The sequence below is a fragment of the Oleiphilus sp. HI0066 genome (genome assembly GCF_001635725.1).
Map to the genome: position 1 here is coordinate 1 of NZ_LWFH01001433.1, position 12,539 is coordinate 12,539.

14 protein-coding genes are annotated in these 12,539 nt (G+C 44.8%); 7 read left to right on the top strand and 7 right to left on the bottom strand.

Features of this window, described 5'->3' with window-relative positions; translation table 11 throughout:
• Positions 1-789, top strand: a 789-nt coding sequence (locus A3738_RS21850; protein ID WP_068763852.1) for a zinc ABC transporter substrate-binding protein, incomplete at its 5' end; no start/stop codon positions are given.
• A 428-nt stretch (positions 790-1,217) separates the two neighbouring features.
• Here A3738_RS21850 and A3738_RS21855 read toward each other — a convergent pair.
• Complete coding sequence (locus tag A3738_RS21855; RefSeq protein WP_068482358.1) at positions 1,218-2,216, bottom strand: NAD(P)-dependent oxidoreductase; 999 nt, start codon at positions 2,214-2,216, stop codon at positions 1,218-1,220.
• Between the two features lie 172 nt (positions 2,217-2,388).
• Here A3738_RS21855 and A3738_RS21860 point away from each other — a divergent pair, with 172 nt between their 5' ends.
• From A3738_RS21860 to A3738_RS21880, 5 genes are all read left to right on the top strand, one after another.
• Positions 2,389-3,087 carry a hypothetical protein gene (locus tag A3738_RS21860; protein ID WP_068482356.1) on the top strand — a complete coding sequence of 233 codons (699 nt, stop codon included), beginning with the start codon at positions 2,389-2,391 and terminating at the stop codon, positions 3,085-3,087.
• A gap of 55 nt (positions 3,088-3,142) precedes the next feature.
• Entirely contained in the window at positions 3,143-3,895 is a 753-nt protein-coding gene (locus A3738_RS21865; RefSeq protein WP_068482353.1) for a sulfite exporter TauE/SafE family protein, read from the top strand.
• Positions 3,896-3,908: 13 nt separating this feature from the next.
• Positions 3,909-4,502 (top strand): TetR/AcrR family transcriptional regulator, encoded by a 594-nt coding sequence (locus A3738_RS21870; RefSeq protein ID WP_068482352.1) that lies wholly within the window; start codon positions 3,909-3,911, stop codon positions 4,500-4,502.
• 48 nt (positions 4,503-4,550) lie between these two features.
• Complete coding sequence (locus A3738_RS21875) at positions 4,551-5,678, top strand: NADH:flavin oxidoreductase (protein WP_068482349.1); 1,128 nt, start codon at positions 4,551-4,553, stop codon at positions 5,676-5,678.
• Positions 5,679-6,093: 415 nt separating this feature from the next.
• Positions 6,094-7,293 (top strand): triacylglycerol lipase, encoded by a 1,200-nt coding sequence (locus tag A3738_RS21880; RefSeq protein ID WP_068501231.1) that lies wholly within the window; start codon positions 6,094-6,096, stop codon positions 7,291-7,293.
• 394 nt (positions 7,294-7,687) lie between these two features.
• Here the strand turns inward: A3738_RS21880 and A3738_RS21885 are convergent, their stop codons facing one another.
• From A3738_RS21885 to A3738_RS32705, 6 genes are all read right to left on the bottom strand, one after another.
• Positions 7,688-8,161, bottom strand: a complete 474-nt coding sequence (locus A3738_RS21885; protein ID WP_068476212.1) for a hypothetical protein — start codon at positions 8,159-8,161, stop codon at positions 7,688-7,690.
• Between the two features lie 57 nt (positions 8,162-8,218).
• Positions 8,219-8,608, bottom strand: coding sequence for a hypothetical protein (locus A3738_RS21890; RefSeq protein WP_068476213.1), 390 nt, complete (start codon positions 8,606-8,608; stop codon positions 8,219-8,221).
• Positions 8,609-8,700: 92 nt separating this feature from the next.
• Positions 8,701-9,813, bottom strand: coding sequence for a suppressor of fused domain protein (locus tag A3738_RS21895; RefSeq protein WP_082878322.1), 1,113 nt, complete (start codon positions 9,811-9,813; stop codon positions 8,701-8,703).
• Between the two features lie 4 nt (positions 9,814-9,817).
• A complete protein-coding gene (locus tag A3738_RS21900) occupies positions 9,818-10,168 on the bottom strand; it encodes an AHH domain-containing protein (protein WP_197473961.1) in 351 nt (116 codons plus the stop codon).
• Between the two features lie 226 nt (positions 10,169-10,394).
• Positions 10,395-11,111, bottom strand: coding sequence for an AAA family ATPase (locus tag A3738_RS21905; RefSeq protein WP_068500538.1), 717 nt, complete (start codon positions 11,109-11,111; stop codon positions 10,395-10,397).
• A gap of 12 nt (positions 11,112-11,123) precedes the next feature.
• Entirely contained in the window at positions 11,124-11,369 is a 246-nt protein-coding gene (locus A3738_RS32705) for a helix-turn-helix domain-containing protein (RefSeq protein ID WP_156502365.1), read from the bottom strand.
• Between the two features lie 165 nt (positions 11,370-11,534).
• Between A3738_RS32705 and A3738_RS21910 the strand changes: the two genes are divergently transcribed.
• Complete coding sequence (locus A3738_RS21910) at positions 11,535-12,521, top strand: hypothetical protein (protein WP_068476048.1); 987 nt, start codon at positions 11,535-11,537, stop codon at positions 12,519-12,521.
• Positions 12,522-12,539 lie beyond the last annotated feature (18 nt).

Sequence of the window (12,539 nt, forward strand, 5' to 3'; positions counted from 1 at the left end):
GGCCATGATCATGGCGATCATGACGAACATGGGCACGACAAGCATGACGACCACGGACACGACGATCATGACGACCATGGACACGACAAGCATGACGACCACGGACACGACAAGCATGACGACCACGGACACGACAAGCATGACGACCACGGACACGACAAGCATGACGACCACGGACACGACAAGCATGACGACCACGGACACGACAAGCATGATGATCACGGACATGACGACCATGGACATGATGAGCATGAAGGTCATCACCATGCCCATGACGGAGTAGACCCTCACGCATGGCTTGACCCTGTTAATGCGAAAAACTGGGTGACTGTGATTAAAGACACTCTTTCAAAAATGGATGCAGAAAACGCTGACAAATACGAAGCGAATGCTGAAAAGGCAATCGCAGGTCTGGATGAACTAATTGCAAACGCACAAGCACAAATTTCAGAACTGGGTGAACCAAAGTTTGTCGTCTTCCACGATGCCTATCAATACTTTGAAAAACGCTTCAATGTTCCAGCAACTGGATCCATTACACTTGGAGATGCCGAAGCACCAAGTCCAGCACGCATCAAAGAAATTAAAGATAAAGTCACGGAACTCAATGTGACCTGTGTCTTTGCAGAGCCTCAGTTTGACTCAGGCTTAGTGAGCAATGTATTCGAAGGCTCAGTGGTCACAACCATCGGCATTATGGACCCGCTTGGTAGCGCAATTGAAGAAGGCCCAGGCCATTACAATGCGCTGATCGAAGGAATGGTCAAAAGCTTGAGCGAGTGTAAATAACAAGCTCCGAACTCTACCAGCTAGCCCGTCAATCTGAATGAAGGGCTAGCTGGTCATTCCCCACCCAAATCCACTATCCAGTATTTCCTTCTTCCCATTTCTTTCGCCGCATTGTTTCAAGCATCAACTGTTGGTATTCCTTACGCTTTTCTTTATTCTTTAGCGCTCAATAATTCAGCAAAGCATCATGAGCACACACTGCCCGAAAGCTTCAGAACATTCGCTTAAACGCAATAAGTATTACTTTTGGTGTAGCTGCTCGAACTCGAGCACCCTGCCTTTTTGCAATGGCTCGCATGACGGTTCAAAAATCCGCCCGCTTGTCTTTCAAGTGGATCGCGATGAAGCAAAAACACTTTGCGGCTGTGGTAAAACCGCCACACCGCCCTACTGCGACGCGAGCGATCATAAAAACTAAATCGAACTATCTAAATCTTGTTTGACTGAGCTTTCCACCACGAAATAAATTCTTCGACTGAATCATGTGCTGTCTCCGTCGGCTGATAATGAAGTCTCATCTTTGCTTCGTCTATATTTAGCGTCATTGATTTACCCATCACTGAAACAGGCACAGGCAACAAGCCTGGCTCTTTTTTCACACGAAACAGCTTTTTAAGAAAAGCATTGCAACGCGCCAAAGTGAAAGCCAACTTAAACGGTACAGAAGGCCGCTTTGTTGACATTTCCATTGCAACAAAGAGTTGATCGATCACTTCCCAAAGCTTTTCTGGCTGCGCATTGCTGACATTATAAGCGCGACCCATTGCCTTACTTGGCGCGTCAAAACATTGCTCAATTAACACCAATAAATTCTGTATCGAAGTCATCGAAACGATATTATGACCATCGCCCACTTGCTTCAATAAGCCCTGCTTCTGCATGTTTAGCAATCTCGGAAAAATATTGTTATCGCCCGCCCCGATCACCATTCGTGGGCGCAATGATATGGTTTGAAAAGACTCCGAATGCGCAGCTTGAACCAAGACTTCAGCTTCGTATTTAGTGCGCGCATAATGATTTGAAAACTCAGCGGGAAGATAGTCCTCTTTTACATCGAGTTGATGCTCAAAATTTAAATAAATACTCGGCGATGAGATATTGATAAAACGCATCACACCATTTTTTTTCGCTGAATCCGCAAGCAATTGGGTCGATAGAACATTTGCCTGATAATAATCTTGGTAGTCTCCCCAAGTACCTGCCAAACCAGCACAATGAACGATCACATCGATATTTTTCGTTAGCTGATTGGTAAATTCTACATCGCTTAAATCACCAATTAAGCACTCTACTGCTTCTCCAGAAAACTGCTCGATTAAGGCTTGTGAACGGCCGGTTACCCGCACCTTGTATACCCCATTGTTTAGTAGATAAGAGGCTAACCTCCCTCCAATAAAACCAGAGGCACCAGTGATCAGAACATTCATAGCTATTACTCTTAATTATTGTTGGCTGAAGCAATGATCACAGCATTCACATTAAACTGCTCTCAATGAATCACTACGCTATTTTTACATAATTGATTCTGTTCTAGTGCTATTGGGATGGCTATTTTTTAGAATTACGGAATCGATATCACCGCCAACTAAGGCACGGCACTTGAAGCGAGTAATTATTAGCTGGAGTTCTGGAAAGGATTCAGCACTTACAATGCAACGAATGATTGAGTCAACTGAATATGAAGTTGTTGGTTTAGTTACGACGTACTCTGAAAGCAAATCGCTTGTGCCAATTCAAGCTACTCCCATCGAGTATGTGCGTCTTCAAGCCCAAGCAATGGAGCTCCCCCTACTCGAAATCAAGATGGCCGACCAAGTATCGAACGAAGTATACAAAAACACACTATTAGAGGGCTTAGCGAACTGGACCGTTCCATTCGATGCTATCGCATTTGGCGATTTATACTGCAACGGCATTGTCGAGTTTCGACAAAAACTATTTTCAGAAACAGTTATTGAGTGTGTATTTCCGCTCTTAATCGAAGAACAGATAGATCTGTCTCGAGAGATCGCTCGACAAATCATCAACACACCGATTCGAGCCTTGCTGCAAAGCATTAATCTAAAACATCTTGAGGAACACTGCTGCGGCGCAGACTACGATAATTCCCTGCTTGAGGGATTACCCGAGTGTGTCGACCCTTGCGGAGAAGTCGGTGAATTTCATACCTTCGTGTATGACGCACCGTTCTTCAAAACAGCGATTCGCATTCACCGAACAGAACAAGAAAGGCAGACATATCATCACGGTAGAGAGATGAATATGTTAGTTCAAAAATTTGAGGCTTCGTTACCGTAACGAAAGGGCATCATGCAAAGATCTCATAACTATCGACCAGCTTACGGCTTATAAAATGGGCATGATCCTTACACTCGGTTTCATCACATTAATCACGTCTATCATCGCAGGCGTCATTGGCTTTGGTGGGGGGATGCTACTGATTGCGATTCTTCCGCTGTTTCTTAGCCCAAGCATTATCATTCCGATTCATGGCATTACCCAGATTGCGAGTAATGCTTCACGAATGTTCTTTTCACTGTCTGATGTTCAGTGGCACCTCTTTCCTGCATTTTTGATCGGCTCAGTTCTAGGGACGATCGTATTTAGCCTCGCGCTATTTAATATTCCCCTGCAATTCTTGCCTGTTGCGATTGCTTGCTATCTACTTCTCAACCTGTGGAGCAAAACCTTTGGCGCATTTATAAAGAAGTTTGAAAGTTATTATTTGATTGGCTTTCTCCAGACCGGCTTAGGGCTAATCGTTGGAGCGCCGGGCCCGCTAGCCTTATCCGTTTTGACTAAAGAATTAGAATCTAACGATCAGATTATCTCCACCAGCGCCATGTTTATGACGATCAGTCATCTTGCAAAAATCCCAGTGTATTTGGCTATCACCCCGTTTTTGAGTGATAGCTTATTGCTGATCAGTGTAATGATCGTCTGTGCGATAGCCGGCTCATTTTTGGGCACTAAGCTGCGCATAAAGGCAGACAACGACAAAATCATACTATTGATAAAAATAGCGCTTAGCAGCCTCGCTGTGCACATGCTGGCATCGAGTTTGGTTGGGCAAATAATGCCGCTTGACCTGCCTACCTACCGGTAGGTAGGATGAACACATGACAACCAACACCCGACAACAAATCATCGACTATTCGGCTGAGCTTTTACGTGCCCGCGGCTACAACGGCTTTAGCTTTCTAGATATCGCCCGCGAGTTCGACATCAAGAAAGCCAGCGTACATCACTACTTTCCAAAAAAGGTAAATCTGGGTTTAGCCCTGTGTGACTGGACTCAGCAGTGGCTAGAAGAAGGGCTGAATAATTTCGAGGCGAAAGGCTCAAGTAACTGGAATAAGTTAGAGCGCTATTTCAAGGCCGCGCAAAAACACACCCTCAATGAACACCTAATGTGCCCGATCAGTGCCTTTCATAATGACTTACCTGTATTGGACGACAGCATTCGCGAGCGTTTAAAGCAGCTTGGCGATATTGAGCTGAACTGGGTTGAGCAGGTCATTAAGCAAGGCATAGAGGCTGGAGAGTTCCGTTCTACCCATATCCCAGATTGCGCATCCGCTGAAGACTCTGCCAGAGCCCTAGCTGGCTTATTTATTTTTAGTTGTAAGGGAGCGCTATATCACGCTCGCTTGCACGGTAAAGACATGTTTCATCAAACCATGCAGCAATTTGCTGCGCTGGTTCGTACTTAAGCGCTCAATAATTAGAGCCTATGCAATAGAACTAACGACGAGAGTATTATGAGCAATTCCCCATTATTTGATCCGATTGAGTTAGGCCCCCTTTCACTAAAAAACCGCATTGTAATGGCGCCAATGACACGTACCTTTTCTCCGGGCAATGTACCGAATGATTTAAACGTAGCGTATTACGCTCGCCGTGCAGAAAACGAAGTGGGATTGATTATTACCGAAGGCACCACGGTTGGTCATAAGGCTGCTAATGGTTATGCGCGCGTACCTTTTATGCACGGTGAAGAATCCTTAGCGGGCTGGAAAAAAGTGGTTGATGCAGTACACGCAAAAGGCGGCAAAATTGCCCCGCAGCTATGGCATGTCGGCTCAGTTCGTAAAGAAGGCATAGAGCCAGATACTTCTGTTCCTGGCCACAGCCCTTCTGGCTTATTTAAGCCGGGCAGAGAAAACGGCGTAGCGATGAATCAGCAAGATATCGATGAAGTCGTTGAAGCATTTGCGCAGGCTGCAGCAGATGCCAAAGCCATCGGTTTTGATGCAGTGGAAGTGCATGGTGCTCACGGCTACCTGATTGATCAGTTCTTCTGGCAAGGTACCAATCAGCGTGACGATAGTTATGGCGGCGATCTCGTTTCCCGCACTAAATTCGCAGTAGAAATTGTGAAAGCGATTCGTGCGCGTGTGGGTGCAGACTTCCCGATTATCTTCCGCTTTTCTCAGTGGAAGCAGCAAGACTACGATGCGCGTTTAGCTAACTCACCAGAAGAATTGAAAACATTCCTAACTCCTTTGGTTGAAGCCGGCGTGGATATATTCCATTGCAGCACGCGTCGTTACTGGGAAAAAGAATTCGAAGATGCGCCAGAAAACGGCCACATGAACTTAGCAGGTTGGACCAAAGAGTTAACCGGTAAGCCGGTTATCACAGTCGGTAGTGTTGGCTTAAATACCAGCTTCGTTGGTGAAGAACATGGTATGAATATGTCAGCGCAGGCAGGTGTAGAAGCAGGTTCGATTACTCAGTTGAATGATCGCATCAACAGCGGCGAATTCGATTTAGTTGCGGTTGGTCGTGCGTTGTTGCAAGACCCTGAATGGGTGATCAAAGTGCGTGAAGAACGCTTAGACGAACTAGAAGACTATTCCAAAGACAGCTTAACGCAGCTCGTTTAAGTTACTTTTTTAGACAGTTCGTCATTCGTCTTTTCCTGTCGGCCGCAGCCGACGGCACCTTAAGACCTTTGCATCGCCAAAGGTCTTATGGTGGAACATGCCAGCCTCTCTTGCTTCGCAAATCATCTTCCTCAAAAGGCGACCCTGAGTTCTTCGAACTCAAGGGGATTGTCCCTTCGTTCTAATTCCGAAGGTACGGTAAAGCTTTAGTGTTTCCTATCTAGTCATTACTGATTGGGTGCGAGAACGACAACATGAGTGTCACTACTACTAAGGATTAACAGTGCACGTTAAATAGAGGTAGTATCCATGCTTCAAATTATATTGGCCTAACTCTAGATTTTAATTAGCTTGGGTAGACGCTTTATCTATATGATGGTAGTAGCGATCAAGTTAGGGATAGAGGAGGCAAAGGATGTCTGTGTCTAAAGAGACGGTGCAATTAATACAAGGCGGCAGTTTGCTAGCTTTTGATCTAGTCGCATCCGTGACCGAGATTGTTGAAGCTATGCATGCAGATATCTCACGTCACCAAATGCCCTGGAGCGAGAGTCGCTCTAAACACACGAAGGGTATAACGGGTTTTACCTATCGAACGATTCGTTCTTTTAACAATACTTTCCGCTCGGGTGTAAAGACGCTATTGCCGATCGTGAAAATCCCTTCCGAGCACCAACAGTCTGCACTGGTTGGTCATCTGTCGGCCGCATTAAATGGTCTAATAGGAGACCATTTAGAGGAGACCGGTAACCCTATCGCTTTTACGATGCAGCTTCGGCACAAAGCTCAGAGCCTGATTCTGGAAACTGAGAAGATAACTCACCAAGTCGCCAATCCTGGCTCCAAAATTGTGGTGTTGATTCACGGTCTTTGCATGAGTGATGCCCAGTGGCAGCGTGATGGTGCGAGTCATGCTGATGGCCTTGAAAGTGATCTGAACTATACACCGTTATATTTGCGCTACAACAGTGGCAAACACATATCGCAAAACGGTCGGGAGCTAGCGCAGTGTTTAGAGAAACTGCTAGAAAATTGGCCTGTAGATGTTGAGGAAATTAGTTTGGTAACGCATAGCATGGGTGGTCTTGTGGCACGCAGTGCATGCCATTACGGTGCTCAAAGTAAATGGATTTCGAAGATGTGTAAGGTTGTTTTCTTGGGTACACCTCATCATGGTGCGCCTCTAGAACGCAAAAGCAATTGGCTCGAAACACTCTGGAGTGTCATTCCCTATTCGGCTGCATTGGCGCGCTTGGGGATGGCTCGAAGTTCGGGTATCACTGACTTGCGTTATGGCATTATCGTGGATGAGGACTGGCAGTGCTTTGATCGATTTAAACGCCGTCAAGGGCCAGAACATATCATTCCCTTACCGAGGGACGTAAAGTGTTATGCCGCTGCAAGCACGATTGGCCTTGATCGAGGAGATCTCCAAGACAAACTGCTAGGTGACGGACTAGTACCTGTTTCGAGCGCTCTGGGTGAGCACACGAAACAGGAAATGTCATTAAACATTGCTAGAGAGAATCAATCGATTACATACGCCATGAATCACTTTGACTTGTTATACCGTCCTGAAATACACGAGCAAGTACTTCAATGGTTAGCCGAATAAAGTCCTAGCCAAGAAGTCTGCCTGAATCACTGAGTGATTGAACGAGGTCGCTTTAGATTGCCATTTTCAACCGAACATAAGATGACTGGAAACTATTGGTTTCGGCTTAGATGTTGACCAAAAAGATCGAGTTGTAATGCTTAGAAATCTCTACTTGTGAATGCTACTTGCTAGACAAAAGCGGAAGTCGCATCAGTATGTTTGCAGTCTGAGCTTACGTCAGGTCGTCTTTAAATAGCGGACCTAGAATATCAAGATATTCATACTTAATTGAATTCCTCCTTAGGCGGTCTTGTGCTGCTCAATTAACGACAACCTAAGAATAACGAAGCTTAAAATTAGCGCGGCTGAACTTTTAACTCGAACGCCAGCTTTCGCTAAATGATACGAACATTTATATGGGATACACACTGTTCTTAAACTCCTCATCATAGCCATCCAACAAATACATCAGACGATCTCTCGGCAACTTTTCACACCCATAGACCTCATTCATATCATTTTTATGAAAAATAATGCGTGGGAGATGGTAGTAAATGGCATTAGGATCTCCTTTGTTGTATTGAGTTCGTCGTCTTACATATTTCAATTTTTGTTGGAAAAACGGAGATTTCTCGAGATGTAGATCTAAATAAGCTTGTAGAAATTCGTCTTCATCAAACGCCCAGCTCAATTGTTTAACAGAAAACAAATCTGGATCACTTGCTTCCTCAAATTCTCTATACGTATCTAAATAAAAAGTCCAAAAGGCATATCCTAATCTATAAAAATCTTCGTTATCAAAAAGATTAAGAATCGCTTTTTGAATCTCTTTGTTGGGCGCTGCGCCGTCAGGAAAAACATTGCTAACGGCTTGTACAAATACCACGGGATGCTTACTTAGCCCACCTTGTATATCTAAGAAAAGGGCCTCTTCTTTCCCCGTTCAGCCTGTAGAGAAACCCCTTTTCTCTCTGATTTTTGATATAATATCGGCATCAACACGGAGTGTTTCTGTAAATCTGAACACGCTGTGTAACAAGTGAGCTGTATCATTTAGTGAGTCAACACCAACAACGGAAGTAGGATGCAGCGTTAACTCGGCGTTCGTTTGAGATTGCCATTCTTCTTTTAAAAAGTTATCTCGTAGATACACACCTTCAGCAATCACCATCCTTGACAATTCTTTGATAATCTCAACCTGGCGTACTGCTTGATACTCCGATTCCGCATTCAAGATTTCTTCAAAGTCATATACATCCGCCTGAAGTACTGAAGCCCCAGACAGTAGCAAAAAAGTGATTACGCGACCTAAACTCATAAAATAACTACTCATTGTTATTGTTGCTTGTCATAACGACATCTCTGTACTTTTACGCACTAACCATTTCCCGCAAACAGGCAGTCGATCCAGTACCTTTATAAGGACTACACAACGCTCTTTCTCGCTAGGTCAATCGTCATTGGCACATCATTTTTTTCGAATACCTGAAACAAAGCTTGCGCTCCGTGCTCTTGATAGAAAGCAAACTCTTCGGCATGGATTGGGATAATTTTATACAGATTTCCTGTAACGCCACTTTCTTCGAAATGCGTGCGTTCACGCAAGACAAGCAGCACTGAGAGTTTCGAGCCCTCAGTGATAGGTTCTCCTAGATCGATCGTAAAAAAATCTCCGTGAACAAGTCCTTCTATTTCCACCAAATTCTCGGCTAGGTTCAGTAAAAAATTGAAAGGCCATGCGGCAGTACTGTCTTTGATGGAATCTGGAGAAAGCTTATCGGTAAAAGGCCAGAGCAACATGATCTCGGACGGAATGCCCGATCGAATAGCATGCCTCATCCCATCACTCACCAAGATCTGGCAGGACTGGTCATACGCTTTAATATGACGAACGGCAATATTTGATTTAGCGACAATGCGTGTTATTTGCCTTCCTTCAAACTCGCCATAATACTGCTTGAGAATCGTATAAAAGTCTTTTGCGTCTTCTGAGTTGCTTACACTAGCCTCTTGCACGTTTTCTTGGGGTTCTTGTGGCAGTTCCACTGGCACGCCACGCCGTACTAGCTCATCAACAAAGCGCTGCCGTTCTTCACCAAAGGATTGTGCATAGGTCATGGGGTTGTAGTTAAAGTGCCCCCAATGAATATCCGTCCTCGCTCCTCGATCTAAGAGAATGGTAAACGCTTCAAAGTTATCGTAAGAAATAGCTGTAGCAATCGGGTAATCGCGGGATCTCACTCCATCAACTTTGGCTCCAAGTGTTAAAAGTAATTCGAACGCCTCCATAGATTTGGCTTCTCCGCGTAACGCTGATGTGAGTACAGAGATCTTTCCATTATCCCCATCTGCCTCCAATCCCATATCGGTTAAAAGGTGAATCATATCCACGCGGCCATAGTGTGCAGCTAGATTTAACCAGGTTTCGGACTGATGCGTCCCAAATAGTAATTCGGGCTCCTTCTCTAACTCAGCCTTTAAACCCTCTATATCGTCGCTGTAAATCAAGAAGTACATTTTCCTGGCTAATTCTTTCATTACACTAATCTTCCTGATCTCTATTTTGAAACAGCTCGCCTTTACTATATAAGTCTCTAGCCTGGTTCAAGATTTTAATGGCATGGTTCTTTCCCAACTCTTGGCCATATTGGTCACCCATTTGCTTTGCCTCACTCAAGGCTTCAAAAATCGCCTTCTGCTCTTCAGTTGTATGCAACCCTTCCCAGTTATGCGGCGCCCAAGAGAGATTCTCTGGGCCTGCATACCAATCAATATCAAACGACTCGAGTATATCAATGGAGCCTTGGGAGTATACATAACGAGAGTCATTAACCTTAACGCCTTTCATAACAATATGATGGCCATGCCAACTACCATGCTTACCGGGGGACACGCCTACAGGCTTAGGGTAATACAGAGACGTAAATCAATAAATCATACTTCTTGAGATAGTCAGGAGGGGCGCTATTCCTAAAATCAACATCAAACCAATATGTATATGCTCAAGCCATCCAAAACAGTTCCCTTAGTAATAATCACTTACTCATACTTTCCGTTAAATCTGGGTATTGGTCATTACTTCGGGAGTTAAATACGTTAGATCTACTGAAAGTTCGACCTCAATATAATATCTTACGATAGGATTGTTTATTAACCGATGAGCAGATCAAACAATTTGTTGTTCGCAAAACTAAAGATAAGATATCGAAGGTCTGCTGCGCTAGTACAATAAGGCATCTAACCACTTCAAAGTAGGTGATAGCCCAACATCCGCTATTGTCTAAGCGCGTACTGTAAAATGCATCTTCAATGGTTTCATATAAGGCTTGTTCGTTGCCGATTTCTATAACCGTTTGGAGGGCAGCAGCAAGGTAATGCCCATCGTCAGATAAGATGGTTGTGCGGCTTCCAAGGTGAGATTGCCGTCCTGGCACAGCACTGTCAGTTCGAAAGTGGTCATAGAAGTGCCAGTGATCAATTTTATCGCGAAGTTGGATGATTTCGGGAGCGCGTTGCGGGTCTGAGCTGTGCGAAAAACTCGTTTCGTAGTGTGGAATATGTGTACTAAGAGTATCCCAAGACCGTCCCGATCTAGATTTCAATATCGGCCCATCACGATCGATCAGCACGCGAGCAGGGTAGTAGCGTTCTCCCGCCCATATGCATTCTTTTTTGATTTCGGGATCGAGAGCAAATGCGGAGCGAGATCGTGTCGGTAAGAAGAGAGATATCGCGTAACTAAAATCATCGCCGGCAAAACCTAAGCGAAGACGCGTGCGTTTTGATCTGGGCCTGCCTTGTACTTCTTGCTTGCCACTTTTCATTTGCCAAGTCATGATATGACTGCTTCACGGATTTACGTTGTTTGTGGTAGCGTTCCGCTTGCGAAACAGCCAGCTCCTCAACGTACGTTCGTAATCATCTAACTTACTTGGACTTTTACGGGCTGGATACTTGGGATCAAGTTCTTCGTTGTTGATGTATTTACGCACAGTACTGCGCGAAACTCCGATTCGGCGAGAGATCTCTCGGAAGGGTAAGCCTTCACGGGAGTGTCGCTGTCGAATTACACTTATTAGTGCCACGTTTATCACTCCTAAATCTCCTGCTCAATGGAAGCAGGAATAGGTTTGCACGTGGGTCAAAATTCGATGCAAATATAGGGGGTTAGGGGGTTGATGGGCCAGTTTTGGGTGCAAATCAACACGCTAACTTTGATACCATCTAAAATTTAGAAACTCAATTTGTTAAGGGAAGTTATGAAACTAATCCACGGTTCACTGCTCGCTGGCACAGTACTAAGTACTACCGGATGTATGCAGGCAATGGTCAACTATCAGATGGACCAAGTTAATCAGCAAATTATCATGGAGTCCGGGGCATCAGTCGGCCAACACGCCAACCTAAGTGACCCTAAGTATGTACAGCTAGCTCAAATCTTCGATGAGTACCACAACGTCTACGTCACTAGAAACCTTGATTTCTATAACCTAACTGGTTGGCAATTATGTGACGATACGCGAGAGACCTACAACTCTTACGCTGAGTTTCAGGAAGCAATACAAAAGAGACTGGCTGCATCTGAAGTAAAAAACACAGAGAAAAAAGAAGAGTCAGGTTCATTATTAGCGCAAATGGAAAGTGATGACACGTCAAACGCTGCCGAAGGCTTGGATTACACAAAGTACCTTAGCGATGACCATACCCTCACCTACGCCCCTGCGGGTGATGACTGCGATAGTCCATCGACTCGAGTAGTCAAAAAAACCTCTAGCTTGGCCACTACTATGGAAATCGACCTTGGCAACGGCACCAAAACCGAGTCAAGCTCTAAAGTAGATAATCAATCTACCATGGTGATGGACCTAGCTGACGACTACTCCATCTCTCTCACCAAGACTATCATGGATGTCGAGTACATGAACGACCCTAAATGGGAGTATATGGTTATGAGTACAGGCTCGCCAAATGGGGACAGCAACAAGGCCTATAGCACTTACCTCATCAGCGAATCTCAAGATATGCCGGGTATTATCGATACCGTCGAAACCACCTATTTCCCAGACGGCCGTATTAAACACGTTATTTACAAAGGTAATCGCATTCAAAGCATTACCCGCATAAAAGACTTCAAACGGCACGGTTTACAGGAATACCGCACCAAGTCCCTGGCCTCTATTATGGGTGCAGAAACCTGTTATGACCAAGGTGTAAAAGTCATTTCAGAAAGCTGCGAAACCTTCTAAGTTTTAATCTGCCTTCAG

Excerpts from the sequence above, each read along its gene's own strand:
- A3738_RS21890 (WP_068476213.1), bottom strand. The coding sequence starts at position 8,608 with ATGAGTAGTTATTTTATGAGTTTAGGTCGCGTAATCACTTTTTTGCTA.
- A3738_RS21865 (WP_068482353.1), top strand. The coding sequence starts at position 3,143 with ATGGGCATGATCCTTACACTCGGTTTCATCACATTAATCACGTCTATC.
- A3738_RS21870 (WP_068482352.1), top strand. The coding sequence starts at position 3,909 with ATGACAACCAACACCCGACAACAAATCATCGACTATTCGGCTGAGCTT.
- A3738_RS21910 (WP_068476048.1), top strand. The coding sequence starts at position 11,535 with ATGAAACTAATCCACGGTTCACTGCTCGCTGGCACAGTACTAAGTACT.
- A3738_RS21895 (WP_082878322.1), bottom strand. The coding sequence starts at position 9,813 with ATGAAAGAATTAGCCAGGAAAATGTACTTCTTGATTTACAGCGACGAT.
- A3738_RS21905 (WP_068500538.1), bottom strand. The coding sequence starts at position 11,111 with ATGACTTGGCAAATGAAAAGTGGCAAGCAAGAAGTACAAGGCAGGCCC.
- A3738_RS21855 (WP_068482358.1), bottom strand. The coding sequence starts at position 2,216 with ATGAATGTTCTGATCACTGGTGCCTCTGGTTTTATTGGAGGGAGGTTA.
- A3738_RS21875 (WP_068482349.1), top strand. The coding sequence starts at position 4,551 with ATGAGCAATTCCCCATTATTTGATCCGATTGAGTTAGGCCCCCTTTCA.
- A3738_RS21880 (WP_068501231.1), top strand. The coding sequence starts at position 6,094 with ATGTCTGTGTCTAAAGAGACGGTGCAATTAATACAAGGCGGCAGTTTG.